This window comes from Prosthecodimorpha staleyi (genome assembly GCF_018729455.1).
GTDB classification, from domain to species: Bacteria; Pseudomonadota; Alphaproteobacteria; order Rhizobiales; family Ancalomicrobiaceae; genus Prosthecodimorpha; species Prosthecodimorpha staleyi.
The window spans coordinates 12,445-36,782 of the sequence record NZ_JAHHZF010000005.1 but is presented as its reverse complement, the minus strand read 5'-3'; the positions used below and the strand labels follow the sequence as shown (position 1 = coordinate 36,782).

General features: G+C 69.2%; 19 protein-coding genes. 7 read left to right on the top strand and 12 right to left on the bottom strand.

Annotation, left to right across the window (positions count from 1 at the left end):
* Nucleotides 1–1,183: 1,183 nt before the first annotated feature.
* The 11 genes from KL771_RS10835 to KL771_RS10785 form a co-directional block, all read right to left on the bottom strand.
* Nucleotides 1,184–1,999 (bottom strand): phosphate/phosphite/phosphonate ABC transporter substrate-binding protein, encoded by an 816-nt coding sequence (locus KL771_RS10835; protein WP_261968580.1) that lies wholly within the window; start codon nt 1,997–1,999, stop codon nt 1,184–1,186.
* Nucleotides 1,996–2,997, bottom strand: a complete 1,002-nt coding sequence (locus KL771_RS10830) for an ornithine cyclodeaminase family protein (protein WP_261968920.1) — start codon at nt 2,995–2,997, stop codon at nt 1,996–1,998. Before KL771_RS10830 ends, KL771_RS10835 begins: the two co-directional genes overlap by 4 nt.
* Before the next feature lie 37 nt (nt 2,998–3,034).
* Nucleotides 3,035–4,072, bottom strand: coding sequence for an oligopeptide/dipeptide ABC transporter ATP-binding protein (locus KL771_RS10825; RefSeq protein WP_261968579.1), 1,038 nt, complete (start codon nt 4,070–4,072; stop codon nt 3,035–3,037).
* Complete coding sequence (locus KL771_RS10820; protein ID WP_261968578.1) at nt 4,069–5,049, bottom strand: ABC transporter ATP-binding protein; 981 nt, start codon at nt 5,047–5,049, stop codon at nt 4,069–4,071. Before KL771_RS10820 ends, KL771_RS10825 begins: the two co-directional genes overlap by 4 nt.
* Nucleotide 5,050: 1 nt before the next feature.
* Entirely contained in the window at nt 5,051–5,905 is an 855-nt protein-coding gene (locus tag KL771_RS10815; RefSeq protein WP_261968577.1) for an ABC transporter permease, read from the bottom strand.
* Nucleotides 5,902–6,888, bottom strand: coding sequence for an ABC transporter permease (locus KL771_RS10810; RefSeq protein ID WP_261968576.1), 987 nt, complete (start codon nt 6,886–6,888; stop codon nt 5,902–5,904). Before KL771_RS10810 ends, KL771_RS10815 begins: the two co-directional genes overlap by 4 nt.
* Nucleotides 6,889–6,899: 11 nt before the next feature.
* The gene (locus tag KL771_RS10805) at nt 6,900–8,453 is read right to left on the bottom strand and encodes an ABC transporter substrate-binding protein (RefSeq protein WP_261968575.1); all 1,554 of its coding nucleotides are present in this window, start codon (nt 8,451–8,453) and stop codon (nt 6,900–6,902) included.
* A gap of 198 nt (nt 8,454–8,651) precedes the next feature.
* A complete protein-coding gene (locus KL771_RS10800; protein WP_261968574.1) occupies nt 8,652–10,175 on the bottom strand; it encodes an HAL/PAL/TAL family ammonia-lyase in 1,524 nt (507 codons plus the stop codon).
* On the bottom strand, nt 10,172–11,755 hold the full coding sequence (locus tag KL771_RS10795; RefSeq protein ID WP_261968573.1) for a trimethylamine methyltransferase family protein: 1,584 nt from the start codon (nt 11,753–11,755) through the stop codon (nt 10,172–10,174). The genes KL771_RS10800 and KL771_RS10795 overlap by 4 nt, the downstream gene beginning before the upstream one ends.
* Nucleotides 11,752–14,169, bottom strand: coding sequence for a GcvT family protein (locus KL771_RS10790; RefSeq protein WP_261968572.1), 2,418 nt, complete (start codon nt 14,167–14,169; stop codon nt 11,752–11,754). The genes KL771_RS10795 and KL771_RS10790 overlap by 4 nt, the downstream gene beginning before the upstream one ends.
* 326 nt (nt 14,170–14,495) lie before the next feature.
* On the bottom strand, nt 14,496–15,242 hold the full coding sequence (locus KL771_RS10785) for a GntR family transcriptional regulator (protein ID WP_261968571.1): 747 nt from the start codon (nt 15,240–15,242) through the stop codon (nt 14,496–14,498).
* 436 nt (nt 15,243–15,678) lie between these two features.
* Between KL771_RS10785 and KL771_RS10780 the strand changes: the two genes are divergently transcribed.
* The 6 genes from KL771_RS10780 to KL771_RS10755 all read left to right on the top strand — a co-directional run bounded on the left by KL771_RS10780 (nt 15,679) and on the right by KL771_RS10755 (nt 21,439).
* Nucleotides 15,679–16,449: a maleate cis-trans isomerase family protein gene (locus KL771_RS10780; protein ID WP_261968570.1), complete on the top strand. Its 771-nt coding sequence runs from the start codon at nt 15,679–15,681 to the stop codon at nt 16,447–16,449.
* Complete coding sequence (locus KL771_RS10775) at nt 16,446–17,333, top strand: polysaccharide deacetylase (RefSeq protein ID WP_261968569.1); 888 nt, start codon at nt 16,446–16,448, stop codon at nt 17,331–17,333. The genes KL771_RS10780 and KL771_RS10775 overlap by 4 nt, the downstream gene beginning before the upstream one ends.
* Nucleotides 17,334–17,520: 187 nt before the next feature.
* Nucleotides 17,521–18,579, top strand: coding sequence for a TRAP transporter substrate-binding protein (locus tag KL771_RS10770; RefSeq protein WP_261968568.1), 1,059 nt, complete (start codon nt 17,521–17,523; stop codon nt 18,577–18,579).
* A gap of 226 nt (nt 18,580–18,805) precedes the next feature.
* A complete protein-coding gene (locus KL771_RS10765; protein WP_261968567.1) occupies nt 18,806–19,396 on the top strand; it encodes a TRAP transporter small permease subunit in 591 nt (196 codons plus the stop codon).
* Nucleotides 19,393–20,697 (top strand): TRAP transporter large permease, encoded by a 1,305-nt coding sequence (locus tag KL771_RS10760; protein WP_261968566.1) that lies wholly within the window; start codon nt 19,393–19,395, stop codon nt 20,695–20,697. The genes KL771_RS10765 and KL771_RS10760 overlap by 4 nt, the downstream gene beginning before the upstream one ends.
* A 7-nt stretch (nt 20,698–20,704) precedes the next feature.
* Nucleotides 20,705–21,439 carry an aspartate/glutamate racemase family protein gene (locus tag KL771_RS10755; RefSeq protein ID WP_261968565.1) on the top strand — a complete coding sequence of 245 codons (735 nt, stop codon included), beginning with the start codon at nt 20,705–20,707 and terminating at the stop codon, nt 21,437–21,439.
* 51 nt (nt 21,440–21,490) lie between these two features.
* Here the strand turns inward: KL771_RS10755 and pcaF are convergent, their stop codons facing one another.
* The gene (pcaF, locus tag KL771_RS10750) at nt 21,491–22,696 is read right to left on the bottom strand and encodes a 3-oxoadipyl-CoA thiolase (RefSeq protein ID WP_261968564.1); all 1,206 of its coding nucleotides are present in this window, start codon (nt 22,694–22,696) and stop codon (nt 21,491–21,493) included.
* Nucleotides 22,697–23,188: 492 nt separating this feature from the next.
* Here pcaF and KL771_RS10745 point away from each other — a divergent pair, with 492 nt between their 5' ends.
* Complete coding sequence (locus KL771_RS10745) at nt 23,189–24,211, top strand: nucleoside hydrolase (protein ID WP_261968563.1); 1,023 nt, start codon at nt 23,189–23,191, stop codon at nt 24,209–24,211.
* The last annotated feature ends 127 nt before the right edge of the window (nt 24,212–24,338 follow it).

The window sequence follows — 24,338 nt, the reverse complement described above, 5'->3', positions numbered from 1 at the left end:
GACCCACTCTGCTGCGAGCGCGTTGCAAGCCTTTGTGTTTTCACATGATCTTGACGCCGCTCGCCTGCGAGTAGGCCCCCGGATCGGCGGCCCATCTGGCCTTGTCCGGGGATGCGGCCGCGAGACCGGAGGGGGAGCCCTCAGAGCTGGGAATGGATGCACCATCTCGCATCGCATTCCCGGCCGCAGCGCAGCGGAGAGCCGGGTCCCACTCTGCTGGACGCAAGCCGCAAGTCTTTGTGTTAACTCGTGATCTTGACGCCGCTTGCCTGCGAGTAGGCCCCGGATCGGCGGCCCATCTGGCCTTGTCCGGGGATGCGGCCGCGAGACCGGAGGGGGAGCCCTCAGAGCTGGGAATGGATGCACCATCTCGCATCGCATTCCCGGCCGCAGCGCAGCGGAGAGCCGGGTCCCACTCTGCTGGACGCAAGCCGCAAGTCTTTGTGTTTTCACATGGTCTTGACGCCGCGGGCGGGCGAGTAGGCCCCGGATCGGCGGCCCTCCGGGCCTTGTCCGGGGATGCGGCCGCGAGACCGGAGGGGGAGCCCTCAGAGCTGGGAATGGATGCACCATCTCGCATCGCATTCCCGGCCGCAGCGCAGCGGAGAGCCGGGACCCACTCTGCTGGACACAAGCCGCAAGCCTTTGTGTTTTCACATGATCTTGACGCCGCTCGCCTGCGAGTAGGCCCCGGATCGGCGGCCCATCTGGCCTTGTCCGGGGATGCGGCCGCGAGACCGGAGGGGGAGCCCTCAGAGCTGGGAATGGATGCACCATCTCGCATCGCATTCCCGGCCGCAGCGCAGCGGAGAGCCGGGACCCACTCTGCTGCGAGCGCGTTGCAAGCCTTTGTGTTTTCACATGGTCTTGACGCCGCGGGCGGGCGAGTGGGCCCCGGATCGGCGGCCCATCGGGCCTTGTCCGGGGATGCGGCCGCGAGACCGGAGGGGGCCCTCAGAGCTGGGAATGGATGCACCATCTCGCATCGCATTCCCGGCCGCAGCGCAGCGCAGAGCCGGGACCCACTCTGCTGGACGCAAGCCGCAAGCCTTTGTGTTTTCACATGATCTTGACGCCGCTCGCCTGCGAGTAGGCCCCGGATCGGCGGCCCTCCGGGCCTTGTCCGGGGATGCGGCCTCGGGGATCGGGAAAAGTGGCCGGGGCGGGTCGGCGATCGTGGGGGTCAGGCCGGGACGGGGTAGCCGGCGGCCTTGGCGGCGCGGTCCCAGGCCAAAGTGGTGGCGAAATCGGCGTGGGTGACGGGGGCGAAGCCGGTCAGGCGCAAGGTCTCGGCCGGGGCGGCGAACCAGGGGCGGGTGGCGGCGGCCGCGAAGGCGCGTTTCAGGCGGTCGACGGCCTCTGCGGGCAGGGACGGGGCGGCGACGAAGGCCGGGATCGGGGCGAGGTCGGTCGAGGCCAGCACGCGGATGCCGGCGGTCAGGTCCGGGCGATGGTGCGCGATCAGGTCGTGCCAATAGGCATCGAGCGGGCCGATATCGATGGAGCCGTCGAGCACGCTGTCGAGGATGCGCCGGGCGGTGATCAGGTTGCCGGCCATGCTGCCATAGAGCGCCGGCCGGTCCGGACTGCGGTAGCCGAGCAGGTGATGGCGGAAGGCGTTGAAGCCGGAATGGGAATGCTCGACCGTCCAGCCGGCGCGGCCGCCGAAGGTATCCTCGATTGACCTGTAGGGCGCGTCACGGCGCACGATCAGGTCCGAACGGTAGACCGGCCGGCCGCCGGCCCAGGGCGCGGCCGGAATCGGGGCGGCGATCGGCACCACGTCGGCGAGGCCGAGCGCGATCGGATAGCCGCACATCTGCACCGCGCCGAGATCGTCGCGCCGCCAGAGCACCTCGAGCGGCTGCGGCGCCGGGTAGGCGAGATAGTCGAAGTCGAGCTCGGCGTCCGCGACGATCGCCTCGACCAGCATGCGCCAGGCCGCCTCGGCCTCTGGCGTCACCGCATACATGCGCGCATTGGCGATGAAGCGCTTCATGCGAAGCGCAGCCGCTGGCCGATGCCGAGGCGCTCGCCCTTGGCCAGCATGGCATGGCCGAGCGCGATGTCGGACAGCGACAGGCCGCGATGCCAGAACAGGATGGTCTCATCGTCGCGCTCGCGGCCGGGCTTCAGGCCTGCGACGATCTGGCCGAGTTCGGCATGCAGCGTCGTCTCCGACAGCCGGCCAGTCTCGACATGGGCACGCAGCGACCCGAACTTGCCGCCCTTGCATTGACCCCAATCGTCGACGACAAGCTTGGACATGATGTCGGTTAGCGACAGTTCGACCGCGCTCATCGTGCCGTAGGGGACCACGAAGGCGCCGGGCTTGATCCATTCGGTCTTCAGGAGCGGCTGCGGCGCGTCCAGGCGCGAAGCTTCGACGACGATGTCGGCACCTTCGACGCAGGAGCGCCAGTCCTCGGTCGCCACGACCGGCTTGCCGAGATCGGCCGCCAGTTTGGCGGCGAAGCCGTCGCGGCTCTCTGGGCGGCGCGAGTGGACGCGGATCTCGTCGAAGTCGAACAGGCTGTCGAGCAGGCGCACGTTCCAATAGGCGGTGCCGCGCGCGCCGACATGGCCGAGCACCTTGGAGCCCTTGCGGGCGAGATATTTCGCCCCGATTGCCGTCACCGCGCCGGTGCGCATGTCGGTGATGCCCGACGCGTCGAGGATCGCCTTGGGGCGGCCGTCGAAGCGGTCGAACAGGGTCAGCACGGCCAGTTCGGAAGGCAGGGACTTTTTGTAGTTGTCGACGAAGTCGCCGACCACCTTGACGCCGGCGGCATCGATCGACCCGCCGAGCGAGCCGCGCAGCACGTTGAAATGGCCGTTCGCGACGCCGGGTTCGAGATGGACCCGCGGCTCGATCACGGCCTCGCCGCGGCCCTGGGCGCCGAGCGCGGTCTCGATCGCGGCGAGAATCTCGGCATCCGTCATGGCCAGCGCGGCCACGTCGAGACGGTTCAGGTAGCTGATATAGATCGGCGGCATGGCGTCCGGGGTGGACATCGCGAAAACTCCAGGACTGTCAGAGAGAGGCGGCGGACGGGACGGCGGAAGGCGCCGCTGTGGCGTCTGCCGTCACCGGGAGGGCGTCCGCGGCCGCCGTCGGGGCGAGAGAGAAGGGGAAATGGCAGCGCACGCGCCGGCCCGGGCCGACCTCGCGTTCGGCCGGCACGTCGACAGCGCAGCGGGCCTGTGCCACCGGGCAGCGGGTGTGGAAGCGGCAGCCCGAGGGCAGGTCGACCACGCTCGGGATCTCGCCGCCGAGCACGATCGGGCGCCGCCGGCGCTGCGGATCGATGGCCGGATTGGTCGAGACCAGCGCGGCCGCGTAGGGGTGCGCCGGGCGATCGAACAGTGCGCGGGTCGGCGCCGTCTCGACGATCTGGCCGAGATACATCACCGCGGTGCGGTCGGTGACGCGGCGGATGACGTTGAGATTGTGGCTGACCAGCAGATAGGTGAGGCCGAGGTCGCGGCGCAGATCCATCAGGAGATTGAGGAGCTCGCCCTGGACCGAGACGTCGAGGCCGGCGGTTGGTTCGTCGGCGACGATCAGGTCGGGCTCGACCATCAAGGCGCGGGCGACGCCGACGCGGCGCGCCTGGCCGCCGGAGATCTGGTGCGGGAATTTGGCGACGATGTCGCGCGGCAGGCCGAGCCGGGCGAGGAGCCCGTCGAGCCGCCGGCGGGCGGCCTCGCGCGGCAGGCTGTGGATGGCGATCGGCTCCTCCAGCGTCCGCCCGATGGTCAGGCGTGGCGACAGCGAGGCGACGGCGTCCTGCAGCAGCATCTGCACCCGTCGGCGGAAGCCGAGCGGATCGGCCGCCATGGTCTCGATCAGCGGCGCCCCGCCGATGCGGATCCAGCCGGCGGTCAGCGGCGTCAGCCCGATCAGGGTCCGGCACAGGGTGGTTTTGCCGGAGCCGGATTCGCCGACGAGGCCGAGCACCTCGCCGCGGGCGATGGTCAGGTCGACATGGTCGAGCGCATGGACCCGGCCGCCGAACACGACCGAGACATCCTCGAAACTGACCAGCGGGGGTGCGGCCGGATCGGTCATGGCAGCTCCTCGAAGCGGATGCAGGCCGCCCGCCGGCCGTCGCCGGCGGCGCGCAGTTCCGGCACCCCGGCCCGGCAGGCCTCCAGCGCATGCGCGCAGCGCGGCGCGAAGATGCAGCCGGTCATCGGCGTGACCGGATCGGGCACCTCGCCGGGGATCGACTTGAGCCGGCCGCCGGGTGCGTCGTCCTCGTCGATCTCGCAGGCGATCAGCGCGCGGGTGTAGGGATGGCGCGGATCGGTCAGCACCGCATCGACCGGGCCGGTCTCCACGACCGTGCCGCCATACATCACCGCCACGTCGTCGCAGAGCTGCGCGACGAGGCCGAGATGGTGCGAGATGAACACGATCGAGCCGGACACCTCGCGGCGCAGCGCGGCGAGCAGTTCGACGATCTGCGCCTCCACGGTGGCGTCGAGCGCGGTGGTCGGCTCGTCGGCCAGCAGCAGGTCGGGCCGCATCAGGAGCGCCATGGCGATCATGACGCGCTGGCGCATGCCTCCGGAAAGCTGGTGCGGATAGGCGGCGATCCGGGTCTGAGGGTCGGCGATGCCGACCTTGACCAGCATGGCGGTCGCCTCGGCCAGCGCCGCGGCCCGGGTCAGGCCGGGATCGCGGTGCCGAAGCACGTCGACCAGATGGGTGCCGATGGTGAAGAGCGGGTTCAGCGCCGTCATCGGATCCTGGAAGATCATCGCGATGCGGCGTCCGCGCAGGTGCGCGAAGGCGGTCGGGTCGAGGCCGACCAGGTTCTGGCCGTCGAAGCGGATCTCCCCGGAGATGGCGCTGGTATTGGCCGGGGTCAGGCCGATCAGGCAGGCGGCGAGGCTCGACTTGCCGGAGCCGGATTCCCCGACCAGGCCGAGGATGCGGCCGCGGCCGATCTCCAGGTCGATGCCGCGCAGGATCGCGGCGCGGCCGCGGGCGGTGCCGGCTTCGAGCTTCAGGTTGCGGATGGCGACGAGCGGTTCGGCCATGTCAGCGCTCCCGGCCGATGCGCGGATCGACGGCGTCGCGCAGCGCCTCGCCGAACAGGGTGAAGCCGAGCGTCGCCAGCGCCAGCGCCAAACTCGAGACGACGACAGGGATCCAGCTGTCCGACAGGAACTGGTAGCCGTCCTGGATCAGGGTGCCCCAGCTGGCGAGTGGCGGGCGCACGCCGAGGCCGAGGAAGGACAGTCCGGCCTCGATGGTGATGACCACGGGGATGTCCATCGAGGCGAGCACGACCAGCGGCCCCATGATGTTGGGCAGGAGATGGACGAAGACGATGCGCGTGCCGGACGCGCCGAGGATGCGCTCGGCCTCGAGAAAGGGCGCGTTCTTCAGCGTCAGCACCTGCGCGCGGGCGACCCGGCCGAAATGCGGCGTCATGGTCAGGGCGACAATGGCGACGACGACACCGGTGGAGGGGCCGAACACGGCGACGATGGCGAGCGCCAGCACGAGGCTCGGGAAGGCGGCGATCACGTCGAACAGGATCAGGATCACCCGCTCGCCGCGGTCCGACAGATAGGCGGCCAGGATGCCGAGCACGGTGCCGGCGGCAAGCGCCAGGGCGATCGCCGACAGGGCGACGCTCATCGCGATGGTCGCGCCGTGGATCAGCCGGGAGAAGAGATCGCGGCCGAGATGGTCGGTGCCGAGCCAATGGGCGGCCGAGGGCGGCGCGAAGCGGTTCATCACGTCGAGCGCGTCGGGATCGTGGGTCGCGATCACCGGGGCGAACAGCGCGGCGAGGATGACCAGGACGAAGATCGCGAACCCGACCGCGCCGGTGACCGAGCCGGTCGCGCGCCTGAGGGTGGCCAGGATGGCGAAGAGTGTGGTCATGCGCCCGCCCCCTGGCCGGGACTGCGCCGGATGCGCGGATCGATCGCCGAATAGGACAGATCGACGATCAGGTTGACGACTACGAACAGCACCACGACGACCAGCACCGCACCCTGGACGACCGGGAAATTGCGCTCCGACACCGCCTCATAGACCAGCCGGCCGAGTCCCGGCCGGGCGAACACGATCTCGACCAGCACGGCGCCGCCGAGCAGCCGGCCGATGCCGAGGCCGAGGATGGCGATGGTCGGGATGCAGGCGTTCTTGAGTGCGTATTTGTAGGTGATCATCCGCTCCGGCAGGCCGTAGGCGCGGGCGGTGCGGATATAGGGCTCGCCCAGCACTTCGAGCATCGAGGAGCGGACCAGCCGGGCGATGAAGCCGATCCAGCCGGCGGCGAGCGCCAGCGTCGGTAGGATCATGCGCCGCGCCTCGTCGAGGAATTCGCCCGACCGGCTGGTGCCGAGCACCGGCAGCCAGTCGAGCCAGATGGCGAAGATCAGGAGCAGGAAGATGGCGATGACGAAGCTCGGCACCGCGATGAAGGCGACCGAAATGAAGGCCAGGATGGTGTCGCTCGCCGAGCCGCGATGGGTGGCGGCATGGATGCCGAGCGGCACGCCGATCAGGACGGAAAGCCCGATCGCCGAGAAGGTCAGGATGACGGTATAGGGCAGGACGGAGGCGACGAGCTGGACCACCGGCTTGCCGGAGATCACGTCGACGCCGAGATTGCCGGTCAGCACCGCGCCGAAGAAGCGCCAGAGCCGGATATGCAGGGGCTGGTCGAGCCCCATCTCGGTGATGAAGCGCTTGGCCAGCTCGGGCGAGGCCTGCGGCCCGAGCAGCGTCTTGGCAGGATCGCCCGGCACGAGCGCGGTCAGGGCGAACAGGAGCACCATCGCCCCGAACACGATCAGGACGGTGGTCAAGAGGCGGCTCGTCACATAGGCGAGCCGCTCGTCCTTGATGAGCCGGGGCACAGCCGGGGCCGTCAGGCGCCGAGACCCCAGCTGTCATATTGCCAGTCGAGCCAGCCCGGCACGCCGGCCGGCTTCAGCCAGCTGCGATGCACCAGCACGTTGACTTCGTTGGTCAGCCAGACGAAGGCCGCCGACTGGTCCATCAGCTGCTGCGCCTTGACGACCATCTCGCCGCGCTTGGCCGGATCGAGCTCGACCGCGGCGGCCGCGAACAGCGCGTCGTAGTCCTTGTTCTGCCAGCGCTGCCAGTTCCAGGTGCCGGTCTGGCCGGACACGAACCACTGCATGATGAAGTTCGGATCGTGCTTGCCGTTGAAGCGCAGCAGGAACAGGTCGAGATTCTTGCCGCTGTCGCCGTTGCCGGCATTCCAGTAGGTGCCGCCTTCCTGGGCGTCGACCTCGATGGTCACGCCGATCTCGGCGAGCAGCGCGCGGGCGACCAGGGCCATGTTCTGATAGGCCGGCTGGTTGAGGATGGTCAGCTTCAGCTTCAGCCCGGAGACGCCGGCCTCGGCGAGCAGCTTCTTGGCCTCGGCGACGTTGCGCTTGTAGACCGGCGCCTCCTTCCAGTGGCCGAAGATCTGCGGCGGCAGCAGCGTGTTGAGCCGCGGCGCCTTGCCGTTGTAGCCGGCCGCCAGCATCTGATCGACATCGAGCCCGAGGCGGATCGCCTGACGGACCTTCAGATCGGCCAACGGACCCTTCTCGACATTCATGCCGAGCCAGACATAGGCGATCGAGGGCTGTTCGGAGACGGTCAGACCGGCGACCGATTTCAGCGGCTCGGCGACGGCCGGGGCCAGGATGGCGAAGTCGATCTCGCCGGAGCGCAGCGCCAGGTCGGTGGTGCGCGGATCGGAGATGAAGCGGATCGCGATCTCCTGCAGCGCCGGGGCCGGACCCTTGTAGTCGGGATTGCGGGTCAGCGTGGCGCCGCGCTGGCGCTCGATCGCGGTCAGCTTGTAGGGGCCGGTGCCGACCGGCTTGGACGGATAGTCGGCGCCGAGCTTCTCGACCGCGGCCTTGGAGACGATGCAGCCGGACACGTCGCCGATCACCGTGGTGAAGATGTTGGCGCGCGGCTTCTCCAGCACGATCTTGCCGGTATATTTGCCGGTCACCTCGACGCCCTTGAGGCCGCCCCAGTCGGCCTTGTAGGCGCTCTCCTTCTGGCCGCCCTTGGGCGGCAGGCCGATGCGTTCGAAGGAGAACTTCACGTCCTCGGCGGTCATCTCGCCGTAGCCGTCCGTGAACATCAGGCCGGGCTTCAACGTGAAGCCGATCTCGGTCGGCGAGATCTGGTCGATCTTCTCGGCGGCGTCGAGTTCGAGCTCGGCCGAATTGACCTTCTGCTTCATCAGCCGCTGGTAGACGACGCGGCAGACATTGGCGTCCCAGGGGCCGGTCCGGTAGGCCGGGTCGAGATTGGCCAGATCGCGGTCGATGCGGACCGTGATCTTGTCGCGCGGGCCCTGCTGGGCGAGCGCCGGGCCGCCCCAGGCCGCCGTCAGGGCGGCGGTGGCGGTCCCGGCGAGGAACGTGCGTCGATCGATCGAGATGGACATCGCGCTGTCTCCTGTGTCGTGCCGCCGAAGGGCGGGTGGCGTCGTAAGTTCGGGGCCGGGTCTCCGGCCGCTTCCGCCCCCGGGATGCGGGGGCCTGGCAGGCACGGGGCCGGCGACGGTTGAGATAGGGGCCGGCGCCCGAAGGACGACGGCCGGTGTGCAGATTCCGCCGGCGCGGTGCGAACCGCGCGCGGGTTCTCAGGCGCCTGGCGGCATCAGGTGTCCGACGCGTTCGGCGATGGCGGTGGCGATGGCCGGCTCGGCGAGGCGGCGGCAGACCGTCATCACGTCCGGACCGGTCTCGCGATCCTGTTCGAGCCGCGGCACCGCCGAGCGGACGATGCCATGCAGGGCGGCCGCCGCGGGCGACAGGCCGTAGTCGGTGCGCAGATCCGCCGCCTGGGCGGCGACTGTCGCCTCCACGGCGACCAGCAGCCGGAAGGCCTCCATCTGGCGGGCGAGCTTGCGGAAGGCGAGCAGCGTCATCGGCGCCACGTCTTCGACCGTGTCGGAGACCGGCATGGCGCCGAGGCTGGCCGGCGCCGCGCCGAGGCGGATTTCGGCTTCCAGCGCCGCGGTCGTCTTCTGCATCGGCACGAAGCCGGCCGAGGGACCGCCGACCGGCGAGAGATATTTGGGCAGCCCCGACAGGGTCGGGTTCATCAGCTTGACGACCCGCATCGCCCCGGCGGCCGCCAGATGCGACAGGGCGATGGTGATCGCGTCGATCGCCAATGCGATCGAGGGCGTATGGAAATTCGGGCTCGACAGCATCTCGCCGGCCTCGGTCAGGACAAGGGGGCTGTCGACCTCGCCGTTGAGCTCGATTTCCAGTTCCCGGACCGCCTGCGCGTAGGCGGCGAGAGCGGAGCCGACGATCGGGGCGAGGCAGCGGTAGGAGAGGGCATCCTGCACGGTGCGCGGCGCGGCGACCAGCGGGCTGCCGTCGATGAGCGCGCGATAGAGACCGGCGGCATGCGTCTGGCCGGCGGCCGGCCGGGCGGCATGGATGCGCGCGTCGAAGATCCGCGGATTGGCGCCATAGGCTTCGAAGGCCAGCGCGGAGACGGCGATCGCGGCGGCGAGCAGGCGGCCGAGCTCGGCGAGCGTCACCACGCCGAAGCCGACCATCGGGGTCGAGGCATTGCAGAGCGCGATGCCGTCCTTCGGTTCGAGCGCGATCGGCCTCAGCCCGGCGCGCTCCAGCGCCACCGCCGCCGGCAGCCGCTCGCCGCGGTGGTAGGCCTCGCCGCGGCCGATCAGCGCCGCCCCCATATGGGCGGCAATGCCGAGATCGCCGGCGCCGATCGAGCCGATTTCGGGGATGGCGGGCGTGACGCCGGCATTGAACAGGGCCGTCATCTGCTCGATCACGCCGAGTGACAGGCCGGCCCCGCCCTTGGTTGCCCCGGCGATCCGCGCCAGCAGCGCGGCTCGGCAGATCGGCTCGGCCAGGAAGGCCCCGAGGCCGACATTGCGGCCGACGACCAGCTGCGCCTGGAAGTCCGGAATGGCGTCGCGGTCGATGCGGAAGCCGATATTGCCGCCGAGGCCGGTGTTCAGGCCGTAGACCGGGACGGTGCCGGCCGCATAGACGTCGACGACCTGACGGGCGGCCCCGATCCGGGCGCGCGCGGCGGCGGAAATCGCGATCGGCGCCGAGCCGGCGACGAGGCGCTCGACATCGGCGATGGTCAGCGGCGTGTCGCCGATCCCGGTCATGCGGCAGTCCTTTCGAGTTCTTCGCGCCGGCGCGCCACAAAGGCGCCGAGCGCTTCGCGGATGGCGGGATCGAGCGGCGGGGCGACCCATTCGTCGCGCGCGCGCTTCCAGATGTCGGTGGCCCGGACCGTCGCATCGCGCGCGCCGACATCGCGCCAGTTCTCGTAGTTCGACCAATCCGACAGGAGCGGCCGGTAGAAGGCGGTCTCGTAGCGGGCGAGCGTATGGGCGGCGCCGAAGAAATGGCCGCCGGCCGGCACGCCCGCGATGGCGTCGATGGCCAGTTCGTCATCCGAGAAGGCGAGCGGCTTCAGGATCTCGGCCCAGCCGCGCAGCATCTCGGCATCGACCACGATCTTTTCCATCGAGGCGGCGAGGCCGCCCTCGAGCCAGCCGGCCGCATGGTTGATCAGGTGGCTGTGGCTGAGGATGGCGGCCTGCAGCGAGAAGAAGGTCTCGTAGGTCGACTGTGCGTCGACCGTCGGCGAGGCGTTGACGGCGCTGGTGCGCACCGGCAGGCGCAGGCGGCGGCCGATCTGCGCCGTGGCGAGGCAGGCACGGACATATTCGGGCGTGCCGAAGGCCGGCGAGCCGGTGCGCATGTCGACATTGGAGGTGAAGCCGCCGAGGACCGTCGGGGCGCCGGGGCGGACCAGTTGGCAGAGCGCAACGATGGCCAGCTGCTCGGCGGTCTGCTGCACCAGCGCGCCGGCCAGCGTCACCGGCGCCATGGCGCCCATCAGCGTGAAGGGCGTGATCACGACGCATTGGCCGGCCGCCGCCAGGGTCATGATCGAGGCCAGGATCTCCTCGTCGACCCGGCGCGGCGAGTTGACGTTGGTCACCGTCATCAGGGTCGGGCGGCGGGCGAGGTCGTCGATCGAGCAGCCATGCTCGATGGCCGACATGGCGAGCGCATCCTCGGCCTGCGGCCGGCCGACGCCGCGCGCGGCCCAGACGATATCCGAGCATTCGATATGGGCGAGGTAGCAGTCGAGATGACGGCTCGGCACCGGCCGGTCGGTCGGCTCGACCACGATGCCGCCCTGCCAGTGCAGGATGCCGAGCCGGTGGGTGATCTTGAGGATGTCGCGGAAGGCGGCGATGTCGCCGTAGCGGCGGCCGCCCTCGCGGTCGGTGATGTTGGGCGCGCCGTTGACCGGGCCGAAATTGACCGTGTTGCCGCCGACATGCAGGTGGCGGGCGGGATCGCGGGCATAGAGCACGAATTCGGCCGGCGCCAGGGCGAGCGCGGCTTCGACGATGTCGCGGCCGAGGCGGACGATCTGCGTCTCGTCGTCGACCAGGGCGCCGGCCTTGGCGTAGATGGCGCGGGCCTCCGGGCTGCGGATTTCGAGACCGGTCTCCGCGAGCACCCGGTAGGCGCCGTCGAGGATGCGCTCGGTCTGCTCGGCGGAGAGGATGTCGAGCGGCGCCCACGGCACGCGCAGGCGCGGGATCGGGCTGAAGTCCGGCGTTCCGGCCGAGCGGGTGCCGCGACTGCCGCGCTCACGCCGGCGACCCGACGGGGCGGCGGCTTCGATCGGGGCCGTCTGCCCGCCGCTCGGTGTCTCGGTCATGACCGGAGCCTCGCGCCCTCGGGATCGTAGAGCGGCCGCGCCGTGATCACGGCCGGACATTCAACGCCCAGAATGTCGATGGCGAAGGTCTCGCCGTCCTGGGCGAGCGCCGCCGGCACGTAGCCCATCGCCAGGCTGGCGCCAACCGCGTGGCCCCAGCCGCCGGACGTGACATGGCCGACCGGCTTGCCGTCCTTGAGCACCACCTCGTAGCCGACCACGTCCGCATGCGGGGCATCCACCTTGAACGTGACGAAGCGGCGCTTCGGCCCGGTCTCGCGCTCGGCCAGCACGGCGGCGCGGCCGGTGAAGTCGACGGTCTTGGCGAAATCCACGAAGGCGTCGAGGCCCGTCTCGGCGGCAGTGTAGTCGGGACGGAAGTCCTTGTTGAAGGAACCGTAGTTCTTTTCCAGCCGGAGCGAGGAAACGGCGCGGCCGCCATAGAGCCGCAGGCCGAAATCCCGTCCCGCCGCGGTCAGGTCGTCGTAGAGCTGCGGCAGGTAGTCGGGCGTCACCCAGATCTCGTAGCCGAGTTCGCCGGTGAAGCCGCAGCGTTGGACGATGGCCGGCGACAGGCCTACGGGTGCCTCGCGCACGCCGAACAGGCGGAACCCCTCCGCCGACACGTCGAAATCGGCGAGCGCGCCGAGCACGTCGCGCGCCTTCGGACCGGACAGTGCGAAGCCGGCATAGCTCGACGAGGCGGCGCGGACGAACACGTCGTCGGGCGGGTTGCGGTCGGCGAACCAGCGCATGTGGAAGCGTTCTGCGAAGCCGGAGCCGACGATCAGGTAGCGGTCCTCGGCGAGGCACGCGATGGTCAGGTCGCCGATGATGCGGCCGCGCGGGCTGAGCATCGGGGCGAGCGCCATACGGCCGGGGCGGGGGATGCGGCAGGCGAACACGCGGTCCAGGAAGGCGCGCGCGCCGCGGCCGGTGACTTCGTACTTGCCGTAATTGGTGATCTCGGTCAGGCCGACCGCATTGCGCACGGCGCGGCATTCGTCGCCGACCGGCCCGAAGGCCTCCGAGCGCCGGTAGGTCGGCGTCTCGGTGCGGTCGATCCCTTCGTGGGCGAACCAGAGCGGGGATTCCAGGCCGAAATTGTTGCCCCAGACCGCACCGGCGGCGTCGAGCGCGCCATAGACCGGCGAGCGGCGCAGCGGGCGCGCGGCCGGCATCTCCTCGTTCGGATAGGTCAGGCGGAAGCGGCGGCGGTAGTTCTCCTGGACCTTGATCGCGGTGTAGCGCGGCGTCGCGAAGTGGCCGTAGCGGGCGACATCCATGGCCAGCACGTCCTGGCCGGGATCGCCCTCGGCCATCCAGCGCGACAGCACCAGCCCGATGCCGCCGCCCTGGCTGAAGCCGGCCATGACCGCGCAGGCGCACCAGAAGCCGGGCAGGCCCTCGACCGGGCCGACCAGCGGGTTGCCGTCGGGCGAGAAGGTGAAGGGGCCGTTGACCACCTTCTTGATGCCGACCTCGGCCAGCGCCGGGAAATGGCGGAAGCCGCGCTCCAGTTCCGGCGCGATGCGCTCGATGTCGTCGGGCAGCAGGCGGCCGTGGAAATCGTCCGGCGTCTCCTTCGGCGCCCAGACCTTGCAGGCCTGCTCGTAGGTGCCGAGCAGCACGCCTTCGCCCTCCTGGCGCAGATAAATCTCGCCGGTGAAGTCGGAAGTGTTGATGATCTCGCGCGGCAGGCCCTTCAGCGCCGGCACCGGCTCGGTGACGACATAGATGTGCTCCATCGCCAGGACCGGCAGTTCGAGCCCGACCAGACGGCCGACCTCGCGTGCCCACAGGCCGCCGGCATTGACGACATGCTCGGCATTGATGGTGCCCTTGTCGGTGACCACGTCCCAGGTCCGGTCGGGGCGCTGGACGAGGGCCTCGACCTTGGTGAAGCGGTGAACCTCGGCGCCGAGCTGGCGGGCGGCGGTGACATAGGCCTGCGTCACCAGCCAGGGATCGACATAGCCGCCGTCCTCGCGCCAGAGCGCGCCGGTGAAATGGCGCTCGTCGATCAGCACGTTGCGCGCCTTGGCGTCGGCGACCGAGATCATCTCCGTGTCCATGCCGAGCGTGCGGGCGCGCGAATGGATCAGCTTGAGGAAATCCATCTGCCCGTCGGAGGCGGCCAGATAGATGCCCCCGTTGTGATGGATGCCGCAGGACTGGCCGGTGACCTGTTCCAGCTCGCGATAGAGATCGAAGGTGTATTTCTGCAGCTTGGAGACGTTGGCGTCGGAATTGAGCGTGGTGACGCCGCCCGCCGCATGCCAGGTCGAGCCGGAGGTCAGCTCGTTCTTCTCCAGGAGGACCACGTCGGTCCAGCCGATCTTGGCCAGATGATAGAGGACGGAGACACCGACCACGCCGCCGCCGATCACGACCGCCCGGGCATGGCTTTTCATCGGACGACCATCCGCGGGCTGGAAGGCGCAAACCGGTGAACAAGCGGCGGCTTCGGGCGGGCGATCGGCAGCGGCATGGAGCTCTCATCCGATAAAAACCGGACGGAGCGTGAGGCGTGCGCGTGGCCCGCGCAACGCTTGAATGATCATCGCCGGTGACGAAGCGCAGCAGCCCGCGTGGTGGACCCGACCGGACCGACCGGGATCGACGGAGATGCCGGGGCTTAGCCCATGATGGCATATCCGGCATCCGGTCTGGTCAATTCAAGTGCTGCCCACAATTTGCGCACATGGGGTCGCCGGGATATCGCAACGGGAGAAGGCGTTTAGCCGGCGTCGCCTCTTTCGGGCCGGCCGAAGATGCGCGAAAGGTCGGTATCGCGCTCCAGCGGATCGAAATAGAGACGGTCTTCGACATTGCCGAGATGTTCGAGCATCAGTCGCACGGCCGCATCGGCGTCCCGGCGCTGCAGAGCGGCCAGGATGGCGCTGTGTTCCTCGTGCGAGCAACTCGGCTTGCCCTGGCGCTCGTAGGTGGCGATGACCAGGGCCTCGCGGGTGATCAGGTCACGCAGGATGCGGGCCAGGATGGTGTTGCCGGCGACCCCGGCGAGGAGCGTGTGGAACTCGCCGGAGAGCCAGACCATCGCGGCGTGATCGCCCTTCTGCCGGGCGGCGCACTCGGCGTCGATATTGGCTTCGAGACGCGCCAGGTCGGCCGGGGTCAGGCGGTCGGCGGCGAGCCGGACGATCGCCTCCTCCACGGCGCGCCGGGCGATGAAATTGTCATGCGCCTCCTTCGGCGTCGGCCGGGCGACCGAGGCGCCGCGGTTCGGCTCCAGCGTGACGACGCCCGCATAGGCGAGCCGGGTCAGCACGTTGCGGATGCGCGTTCGACTGACATTGAAGATGCGGCGCAGTTCTTCTTCGCGCAGGCGTGTGCCTGGGGCGAGCTCCTGCCGCGCGATGGCGTGATGAATCTGCTCGTAGATCGCGTCCTCGGGCAGCCCGCGATCGTCGCCGGCTTCCTCGGGAGAATCCGGCGCGACGGCGGTGGACCGGCTCTTGGGCATCGAAGGCATCCTGACTGAGATTCACCAGCGGTGGCGCCGAAGGCCGGGATTGTCAACGGTTGCGCCACCTCCGTCGACGAAGGTGCTCTGCATATGTGCAGATCATCGACTTAATTGCCTACATTAATGGCTCGGATTGTTGACAATCCTATGAGACATTGTCGTCGACGATGGAGCGGCGCCATCCGGCGACCGGGCTCTGCGGACTGTCTTCACCCGCGATCTCCACCTGCTAAAGCACCGGCGTTGAACCCGTGAGCCAAGACCAGATGTCCGCCGACCTCAGACCTGTGCAGTCGATTTTGCGCTGCTGCGGCGTGCCGCTCCGGGGGTGGGGCAGGATGCCGGTCGGCCTCGCAGCTTCTGGGCGGCAAGGCATTTCGGTTGCGTTCTCGGGGCCGGACGGCGCCGGCGACCGCCCGTCAAGGCGGCGGGCATGACGACCGCGCCTGCCGATCCGGTCGCGTCGCCCCTCGCCATGCCCGGGCGGGCGATGGGCGTGATCACGCCTTCGGCCAATCTGGTCGTCGAGCGGGTGACGGCGGCCGTGCTGCAGAGCTTTCCGGACATCTCCGCGCACTATTCCCGCTCGCCCGTGCGCGGCTCCAAGGATCCGTTCCCGGCGGGCTACGATCTCGCCGGCATGCTCGGCGCGGCCCGGCTGCTCGGTGATGCCGCGCTCGACGCGATCGTCTGGAACGGCAGCAAGGGCGCCAGCATCGGCTTCACCCATGACCGCGATCTGGCCGCAGCGATCACGCGCGAGACCGGCATCGCAGCGACCACATCGATGCTGGCGATCGACGCGGAATTGCGCCGGCTCGGCATCACCCATGTCGGCGTCGTGACGCCCTATCGGCGGGACGAGCAGGAACGCCTGTGCGCCGTCCTGGAAGCGGAGGGCTACCGGGTCGTCGCCGAGGCCCATTCCGGCGTCGCCGACAATCTCGCCTTCATGCGCGTGCCGCCGGCCGAGATCGCCGCCATGGTCGGTGAGGTGGCCGCGGCGCGGCCGCAGGCGGTGCTGACGCTGTGCACCAACTTCCCCGCCGCCTTCCAGGTCGCCGGACTGGAAGCTGCGACCGGGCTGCCGGTCTACGACACGACTCTGGCCGGCGTCTGGGCCGGCCTCGTCGCCGCCGGCATCGACACGCGCCCGGGCGCGTCGGCCTGGGGGCGGATGTTCGCAACCGGCGAGGCCCAATGAAGCCAACATTCCCGAACGATCGCTACGGCTATGTGCCGATCACCCGGTTCACGGATTTCCGCTGGCCGAACGGGGCGCGGTTGGCGCTGTTCGTCTGCCTCGGCATCGAGGACTACACGCCCGATGCCGGCCAGACCGAGACGCTGATCGCCGGCACCCCGGCGCCCGACTGGGTCAACCGGTCCTGGCGCGACTACGGCAACCGGGTCGGGGCTTTCCGGCTGATCGACCGGCTGGCCGGCTTCGGCATCAAGCCCGCCGTACTGCTCAACACCGCCGTCTACGACACCGCACCGGACCTGATCGCCCATGCCCGGGCGGCGGGCGCGGAGATGATCGGCCACGGGCTGACCAATTCGCACAGCCTCGCCGGCATGGGTCCGGCCGGGGAGGCGGCCTATGTCGGCGCGGTCGCGGACCGGATCGAAGCGGAGGAGGGGCGGCGGCCCGGCGGCTGGTCGAGCATGTGGCTCGCCCACACGCCGACGACGCTCGCCTCGCTGCGCGGCGCCGGCTACCGCTACCTGCTCGACCTGCATCTCGACGATCGCCCGGTCTGGCTCGCCGCCGGCGACGACCGCATCCTGGCGCTGCCCTATGCGTTGGAACTGAACGACAGCTCCACGGTGATCGGTCGCCATGCCAGCGCCGCCGATTTCGAGTGGATGATCATCGACGCCTTCGACGAGATGCGTGCGGCTTCCGCGCAGCAGCCGCTGGTCATGAGCATCGTGATCCACTCCTTCATTTCCGGGCAACCGTTCCGGCTGCGCGCGCTGACCCGCGCGCTGGAGCATATCGCCTGCGCCGGCGATGCCGTCTGGCTGGCGACGCCGGCCGAGATCGCTGCCGTCATCGAGGAGGATCCGCGCCGTGCGCCGTGAACCGTTGCGGTCCGGCCGCCTTGCCTTATCCGCAGGCGGGCACGAATGTGGCATCTGCCCAAAAAATAGGCGCAAGGGGCGCCCGGGCGGTATCGCATCGACGGTGTCCTTGCCGTCGACAGCACCGCACCTGCGTGGCCCCGCCATTGCATTTCAACCGCCTCGTCCCACCCGGAGGTTCCCGCGCATGTCGAAGTCCCTGTCCCTTCTCGTCGCCGGCCTTTCCGCCGCGCTGATCGGTGCCGCCCTGCCGGCGGCGGCCGAGGCGCCGACCTCGATCCGCATCGCCGGGAACTTCTCGTCGAATTCCAAGCATGTCGACAATATCGAGAAGCCCTTCTTCACGGCCTTGCCGACCACGACCGGCCTGAAGCTGGAGGTCAACTACAACCCGATGGACGTGGTCGGCGTGAAGGCGCAGGACGCGCTGCGCCTGCTGCGCTCGGGCGCCTTCGACGTGATGTCGGTGCAGATCGGCATGGCCTCGCGCGACGATCCCTTCTTCGAGGGGCTCGACCTGATCGGCGTCTCGACCAACATGGTCGACCTGAAGAAGGCGGTGGAGTCCTATCGCGAAGTATTCGACAAGCGCCTGCAGGAGAAGTTCAACGCCAAGGTGCTGACGCTGTGGCCGTTCGGGCCGCAGGTCTTCTATTGCAATGCGCCGATCAAGTCGCTCGACGACATGAAGGGCCTCAAGATCCGCTCCTTCACCCCGTCCATGGCGGCGCTGATCCAGACGCTGGGCGCCACGCCGGTGACGTTGCAATTCTCCGAGGTCTATCCGGCGCTCCAGCGCGGCGTCGCCAATTGCGGCGTGACCTCGCCGACCTCGGGCAATTCCGGCAAGTGGCCGGAGGTGACCAGCCACTTCCTGCCGCTGTCTGTCTCCGGCTCGGTCCAGGGCCACTTCATGAATCTCGACTACTGGAAGAAGTTCTCGCCCGCCGAGCAGGCCAAGATCGCCGCCGCCTTCAAGACCATGGAGGACCAGATGTGGGCCCTGGCGGTGACCGCCAACGAGGACGCGGCCAACTGCAATATCGGCAAGGAGCCCTGCAAGGAAGGCACCAAGGCGGGCATGACCCTGGTCGATGTCTCCGCCGCCGACCAGAAGAAGCTCGACGACGCCGTCACCAAGGTCGTCCTGCCGATCTGGAAGGAGGCCTGCAACCGCGTCGATCCGGGCTGTTCCGAGACCTGGAACAAGACCGTCGGCGCCGCCCGCGGCTTCAAGATCGACTGACGGGCGCCATCCCGGGCCGTCGGCGGGTCGGCGCCGCGCTCGACAAGGGCGCTCCGATCCGCCACGCCGGCCCGCTCCGGCGCGGCCTCCCGTTCGGTCCACCGTCGGGCAGGCTCTGTCTGCCCGGCACCGGACGCGTCCGGTCCGGCCGCCGCGACAAGGTCCGCGGCGCAGCCCGGCACCGCCGTCCCGCATCCCATTCCGAGCCCCGCCCCTGGAGGGCCCAATGGACAATCCCATCACCCGCGTCATCCAGCCCGTGGCGCGGCTCGCCGCCATCCTGTGCGGATACGGCATCCTGCTCCTCGCCTTCGCGATCGGGGTCGAGGTGATCGGCCGCAAGTGGTTCGCCTTCTCGCTCCAGGGCGTCGACGATTTCGGCGGCTTCGCGCTGGCCATCACGGCCGCGATCGGCGCCTCCTATACGCTCGCCCATCGCGGCCATACCCGGATCGACGTGTTTCTGCTGCGCATGCCGGCGCTTTGGCAGTCCGTGCTGAACGTCGCCGCGATGGTCACCTTCGCGGTCTTCGCGGTGTTCGCCTTCTTCCAGGCGGTCTCGGTCTGGCGCGAGAGCCAGCTCTTCATGAGCGTCGCCGACAGCCCGCTGCAGACGCCGCTGATCTATCCGCAGGGCGCCTGGGTGTTCGGCCAGTTCCTGCTCGCCATCTTCGCGCTCGCCTTCGCGGTCCATGCGCTGATGCTCCTCGCCGGCGACCGCAAGCGTCTCAACCGCTTCTACGGCCCTGCCACCGTCGACGAGGAAGTCGAAGCCGAACTCGAGGCGCGGCGCGCCCGTGAAGGGACCCCGTCATGATCACCGCCACCGGCGCCACGCTCGGCTTCTTCCTGATGATCGGCCTGATGGCCATCGGCCTGCACATCGCCTTTGTGATGTTCGCCATCGGCGCGCTCGGCGCCATCTTCTATCTCGGCACGCCGGCCCTGCTCGCCTTCGGCAACCAGTTCTGGGGCGCGACCAACAACTTCGTCCTGGTCGCCATCCCGCTCTTCGTCCTGCTCGGCGAGATCCTGGTCAAGGCCGGCTTCACCGACCGCATGTACAAGGCGCTCGGCGACTGGCTGTCGCCGCTGCCGGGCGGCCTGCTGCACACCAATATCGGCGCCTCGGCCATGTTCGCCGCCGTGTCCGGTTCCTCGGTGGCGACCGCCGCCACGATCGGCACCGTGGCTCTGCCGGCCTTCCGCAATCGCGGCTACGACGACCGGCTGGTGCTCGGCACGGTCGCGGCCGGCGCCACGCTCGGCATCCTGATCCCGCCTTCGATCAACATGATCATCTACGGCGCGATGACCAACACCTCGGTCGGCCAGCTCTACGCCGCCGGCGTCATCCCCGGCATCGTGCTGACCGGCCTGTTCATGCTGGTGACCATCGTGCTGTGCCGGCTGCGGCCCTCGCTCGCCGGCGAGAAGCCGGCGCCGACGCCGCTCGCCGAGAAGATCGCGCGGCTCAAGGACCTGATGCCGCCGCTGATCATCTTCGTGCTGGTGATGGGCTCGATCTATCTCGGCTGGGCGACCCCGACCGAATCCGCCGCCGTCGGCGTGATCGCCTCGATGGCGCTCGCCGCCAGCGTCGGCCGGCTCAACTTCCGCATGCTGCACGAATGCTTCATATCGACCGTCTCCGTGACGGCGATGATCATGCTGATCGCGGCGGCCGCCTTCTATCTGAACTTCGTGCTCGGCGTGATGGGCGTGCCGCAGGCGCTCGCCGCCATGATCAAGGGGCTCGGCGCCAACCAGACCGTCTTCCTGGTCGTGATGACGATCTTCTACCTGATCCTCGGCTGCTTCCTCGATGCGCTCGCCATGGTCATCGGCACCATCCCGATCGTCTTCCCGATCGCGCTGCAGATGGGCATCGATCCGGTCTGGTTCGGCATCTATCTGGTGCTGATGGCCGAGCTGGCGCTGATCACCCCGCCGGTCGGCATGAATCTCTATGTCGTCCAGGGCATCCGCGGGCGCGGCGTGATCACCGACGTGATCGTCGGCACGCTGCCCTACCTCTTCATGATGATGCTGCTGGTCGTCATCCTGATCGCCTGGCCGGGGCTGGCGCTCTGGCTGCCGCAGCAATTCTACAAGTGAGGCCGCGATGCGCCTGCTGGTGATGAATGCCAACACCACCGCCTTCGTGACGGAACGGGCCGCCGAGACGGCCCGTCAGCTGGCCTCGCCCGGCACCGAGATCGTCGCCGCCACCGGTGCCTTCGGGGCCGCCATCATGGCCAGCCGCACCGAATGCGCGATCGGCGAGCATGCCGCGGTCGATCTCGCCGCCCGCCATGCCGACGGCATCGACGGGGTCCTGATCGCGGTCTCCTACGATACCGGGCTCGGCGCGCTGCGCGAGATGCTGCCGGTGCCGGTCATCGGCATGACCGAGGCGGCGCTGCTCGCCGCCTGCACGCTCGGCGGCGCGATCGGCCTCGTCTCCTTCGGGGCGCGGGTGCAGCCGATCTATCGCGAACTGGTCGCCCGCTACGGGCTGTCCGGCCGCATCGCCGCCTGGACCAATCTCGAAACCACCGCCGCCTACAAGCCCGGCGACACCGCCGCGCTCGATGCGGAACTGGCCGAGGCGGCCGTGGGTCTGGCAGGGCAGGGCGCCGAGGTGGTGGTCCTGCTCGGCGCCGTCATGGCCGGCGCCTCGTTCCGGATCGAAGACAGGGTCCCGGTCCCGGTCCTCGACGGCATCCGGGCCGGGCTGCCGATGCTGGAGGCCCTGATCCGCATGCGTCCGCTCAAAGCGCGCACAGGCAGCCATGCCGGCCTGACCGGCCGCGCGCTGTCGGGCGTCGACCCGGCGATCGGCCGCCTGATCGGCTGACGCCCGCGGGAGATAGCCGAGGGAAGCGGGGGAGGGTACCCGAGGCTTGCCTCAGGACACCCGTTCGACCGCCAGGCTGACGCCCTGGCCGACGCCGACGCACATGGTGGCGAGGCCGACCCGACCGCCGCTCGCTTCCAGCTGACGCAGCACCGTGCCGGCGAGGCGGGCGCCGGACATGCCGAGCGGATGGCCGAGCGCGATGGCGCCGCCATTCGGGTTGACGTGCTCGGCGTCCTCGGCGAGCCCGAGCATGCGCAGCACCGCCACCGCCTGCGAGGCGAAGGCCTCGTTCAATTCGATCGCGTCGAAGGCGCCGATGGTCAGGCCGAGCCGCGCCATCAGCTTCTGCGTCGAGGGCGCCGGGCCGATGCCCATGATCCGCGGTGCGACCGCCGCCGAGGCGAGGCCGAGCACGCGGCCGCGCGGGGTCAGCCCGTATTTCTCGACCGCCGCCGCCGAGGCGAGCACGAGTGCTGCGGCGCCGTCGTTGACGCCGGAGGCGTTGCCGGCCGTCACCGTGCCGCCGGCCTTCACGATCGGCTTCAGCCGGGCGAGGGTCTCGGGCGTGGTGTCGGCGCGCGGATGCTCGTCGCGCTCGAAGGCGACCGGCCCGGCCTTGCCACCCGGCACCTGGACGGCGACGATCTCGCCGGCATGGAAGCCGGCCGCCGCGGCGCGCGCGGTGCGGGCCTGTGAGCGCAGCGCGAAGCCGTCCTGCGCATCGCGCGAGACCTGGAACTCCTCGGCGACATTCTCGCCGGTCTCCGGCATGGAATCGACGCCGTACTGCGCTTTCAGCACCGGGTTGATGAAGCGCCAGCCGATCGTCGTGTCGAACACCTCGGCCGAGCGCTGGAACGCCTCCTGCGCCTTACCCATGACGAGCGGTGCCCGGGTCATGGACTCGACGCCGCCCGCGATGGCGAGATCGAGTTCGCCGGCCTTGATCGCGCGCGCCGCGGTGCCGACCGCGTCGAGGCCGGAGGCGCACAGCCGGTTCAGGGTGACGCCGGGAACCGACGGGTTGAGGCCGGCCAGCAGGGCGGCCATGCGGGCGACGTTGCGGTTGTCCTCGCCGGCCTGGTTGGCCGAGCCGAAGAAGACCTCCTCGGTCGCCTCCGCGAGGATCGGATGCCGGCGCGCCAGTTCGCGGATCGGCGCGGCAGCCAGATCGTCGGTGCGCACGCGGGCGAGCGAGCCGCCGTAGCGGCCGATGGCGGTGCGCACGAAATCGCAGATGAAGACCTCAGCCATGTGATCCCTCCCTCGCGCGGACGCTGCCACCTCCGGCAGCCCCGACGATCGCAGCCTCGACGGTCCCGGCCCGTCCACGCTTTTGCAGTGCGGTATGGGATCGGCGTCGCATCGTCAATCCGTCCGGCGAAGCCGGGGAGACATGCGCTGACGAGGGAAGCGCCGCCCGAAGCCCTTGTCCGCGCGTTTCCGCCCATCTGTCGCGGCCGCAACGCGACAGGCCGCCCGCCGATCGTGAGGCACCCGGACGGCATCGAAACCGATGCGCATACTCCAACCCAAACCCTGCCGTTTGGCTGCATCCAGGCCGTCGGCCCCATGGCAATGAATCCGTAATGATGACGTAACGAAAATTCTGTTGTCTATTTCGATATTCCGCAGCGAAAATCAAAATTAAGCGATCGCGGATAAGCATAATCCGGCGAAACAACAGCTATATTCTGCCGGATTGTAGCTATTGAAGCTTGAATACGATGTCAGGAGGGGCAGTCGATGGATTTGGGGAAACGTGCGGGACTTGCAGCGCTGGGCGGACTGGTCGCGACGCTGCTGGCGGCGTGCCAGCCGGAGTCGCAGATTGCGCAGCAGGTCGACAATGATGTGACGCCGCGGGCGCAATGCACGGTGATCGATACGGATTTCGATATCGACGACATGATGGCGATCCCGATCGTGATCGGAAATCGCCACGTAGCGGCGATCATCACCTCCGAGGGCTATACGCGGGCGGAGGCGGGCGCGGCGGCCCTGGCGCGCCTCATCGCGGAGCCGGGACAACGCGCCATTCCGGTGATCGCGGGGGCGAACAGCGATCGCGACCCGGCCGACATCGCCAAGACCTGGCCCTGGCTGCAGTATTTCCGCAATGCCATGAACCGGGCGAACAATTTCCTCGCCGTCGCCCCGCCGGTCGCCGCCACGAAGCCGGATTTCGTGGAGGCTCTGGTTGCCGCGACGGCGTCCTGCAAGACGATCGATTTCGTGATGATCGGCAGCTACTCGTCGTTCGCCAAGTATAGCCCGGCGCTGTCGAACAAGATCTCCCATGTCGTCAGCATGGGCAAGCCGATCGGGGACCCGGCGCAACGACCTGGAAACTTCTCGTTCAACTGTGAATACGATATGCCGGCCTGTGAATTGGCGACGCGGCAGATCAAGTCCTACAAGGGCATCTGGGTCGACGTGCCGCGCAACAAGCCGGTGCGCTACGAACCCTCGCTGGCCATGGTCGAGGGTTTGAAGGATGCCGGCCTGCCGGGCACCCTGAAGGCAGCACTCCTGGGCAAGCGCGACACCTGGGATCCGGTCAAGGTCGCCAAGGAAGCCGGCGGACCGGGCGGCCTCTCCCTGCTGTGGGACCAGAGCGCATCGCTCTATCTCCTGCACCCGGAGGCTTTCGTTCCGGTCGGGGGACATTTCGAGCCGCGTTTGATCGGCGAGTCCGACGAAGCGACCTTGGCGGGCATGCGGCGGATGTGGACGGACGACACGAACCGGGCCGTTACCTACAAGTAGACCGATCCATCCGGCTTCACATGATCGTTCCGTGCAGGCCCCGACCGTCTCGGTCGCCGGGCCTGCATTCTTTCGGCTGCCCTTCGTCATCCGGGCGGTGGAACCGGGGTGGCAGGCGGTTCGGGGT